This window comes from Kitasatospora sp. NPDC097643, from assembly GCF_040302625.1.
Classification (GTDB): Bacteria; Actinomycetota; Actinomycetes; order Streptomycetales; family Streptomycetaceae; genus Kitasatospora.
The window spans coordinates 1-1753 of record NZ_JBEOSA010000164.1 but is presented as its reverse complement, the minus strand read 5'-3'; the positions used below and the strand labels follow the sequence as shown (position 1 = coordinate 1753).

The window sequence follows — 1753 nt, the reverse complement described above, 5'->3', positions numbered from 1 at the left end:
GACCGCCCGGAGCGGCTGCTGCGGGCGGTGAAGGACCTCGACCTGGTCGAGCTCCCGGGCGCCGATTCGTGCTGCGGTTTCGGCGGCACCTTCTCCGTCAAGAACGCCGACACCTCCGCCGCGATGCTCGCCGACAAGGCGCGCGGCGTTCTGGAGAGCGGCGCCGAGGTGCTGTGCGCGGCCGACAACTCCTGTCTGCTGCACATCGGCGGCGGACTGTCCCGGCAGTCCGCCCCGGTGCGGATCATGCATCTGGCCGAGATCCTGGCCGGTACGGAAGGAGCCGAACGGTGAGCACTCGAGGAGTCGTCTGGCTCGGCTCGCCGTCCTTCCCCGAGGCGGCGCGCGAGGCGCTGAAGGACGACCAGCTGCGCGCCAACCTGAAGCGCGCCACCACCACGATCCGGGACAAGCGGCTCGCGGTCGCCTCGGAGCTGGACGACTGGGAGGCGCTGCGCGAGTCCGCCGCCGCGATCAAGAAGCGCACCGCCCGCCATCTCGACCGCTACCTGGTCGCGTTGGAGGAGTCCGTCACGGCGGCGGGCGGTACCGTGCACTGGGCCGCCGACGCGGCCGAGGCCAACCGGATCGTCACCGAACTCGTCCGCGCCACGGGCGAGTCGGAGGTGGTGAAGGTCAAGTCCATGGCGACCCAGGAGATCGGCCTCAACGAGCACCTCGCCGAGGCCGGGATCACCGCCTACGAGACCGATCTCGCCGAACTGATCGTGCAATTGGGCGACGACCGGCCCTCGCACATCCTGGTCCCGGCGATCCACCGCAACCGCACCGAGATCCGCGATCTCTTCGCGGCCAGGATGGGGGAGTGGGGGCAGCCGGCGCCCGAGGGCCTCACCGACGACCCGGCCGAACTCGCCGAGGCGGCCCGACGGCACCTGCGGGAGAAGTTCCTCGGCGCCAAGGTGGCCGTCTCCGGTGCCAACTTCGCCGTCGCCGACACCGGAACGGTCGTGGTGGTGGAGTCGGAGGGCAACGGCCGGATGTGCCTGACCCTGCCCGAGACCCTGATCACCGTCATGGGCATCGAGAAGGTCGTCCCCACCTGGAGCGACCTGGAGGTGTTCCTCCAACTGCTGCCGCGCTCGTCCACCGGCGAGCGGATGAACCCGTACACCTCCACCTGGACCGGCACCACCGAGGGCGACGGGCCGGCCGCCTTCCACCTCGTCCTGCTCGACAACGGCCGCACCGATACCCTCGCCGACACCGTCGGCCGCCAGGCCCTCGCCTGCATCCGCTGCTCGGCCTGCCTCAACGTCTGCCCGGTCTTCGAACGCACCGGCGGCCACGCGTACGGTTCGGTCTACCCCGGCCCGATCGGCGCCGTGCTGACCCCGCAGCTGGTCGGCGTGGAGAACGCCGCCAGCCTGCCGTTCGCCTCCACCCTGTGCGGGGCCTGCTACGACGCCTGCCCGGTGAAGATCGACATCCCGGAGGTGCTGGTCCACCTGCGGGCCAAGGCGGTTGAGGCCAAGGGGCGGTCGGCGGAGGCGCTGGCGATGAAGGCCGCCGCAGCCGTCCTCGACTCCCCGCGGCTGCTGAGCGCCGCCCAGAAGGCGGCCTCGATCGGCGGCCGGGCGCTGGCCCGGGGAGGCCGGATCGGCCGGCTGCCCGGCCCGCTGCACGGCTGGACCGACAGCCGCGACACCCCCGCACCGCCCGCCGAGTCCTTCCGCACCTGGTGGCGCAAGAACAGAGAGGAGGGGCGATGAGCAGCCGCGAGGCGATCCTC

General features: G+C 72.0%; 2 protein-coding genes. Both read left to right on the top strand.

Annotated features, from left to right (window positions below):
• A partial coding sequence (locus ABTY15_RS39595) for a heterodisulfide reductase-related iron-sulfur binding cluster (RefSeq protein WP_350607627.1) occupies window positions 1–294 on the top strand: 294 nt, incomplete at its 5' end.
• Entirely contained in the window at window positions 291–1733 is a 1443-nt protein-coding gene (locus ABTY15_RS39590) for a LutB/LldF family L-lactate oxidation iron-sulfur protein (RefSeq protein WP_350607625.1), read from the top strand. The genes ABTY15_RS39595 and ABTY15_RS39590, both read left to right, overlap by 4 nt.
• Window positions 1734–1753: the final 20 nt, after the last annotated feature.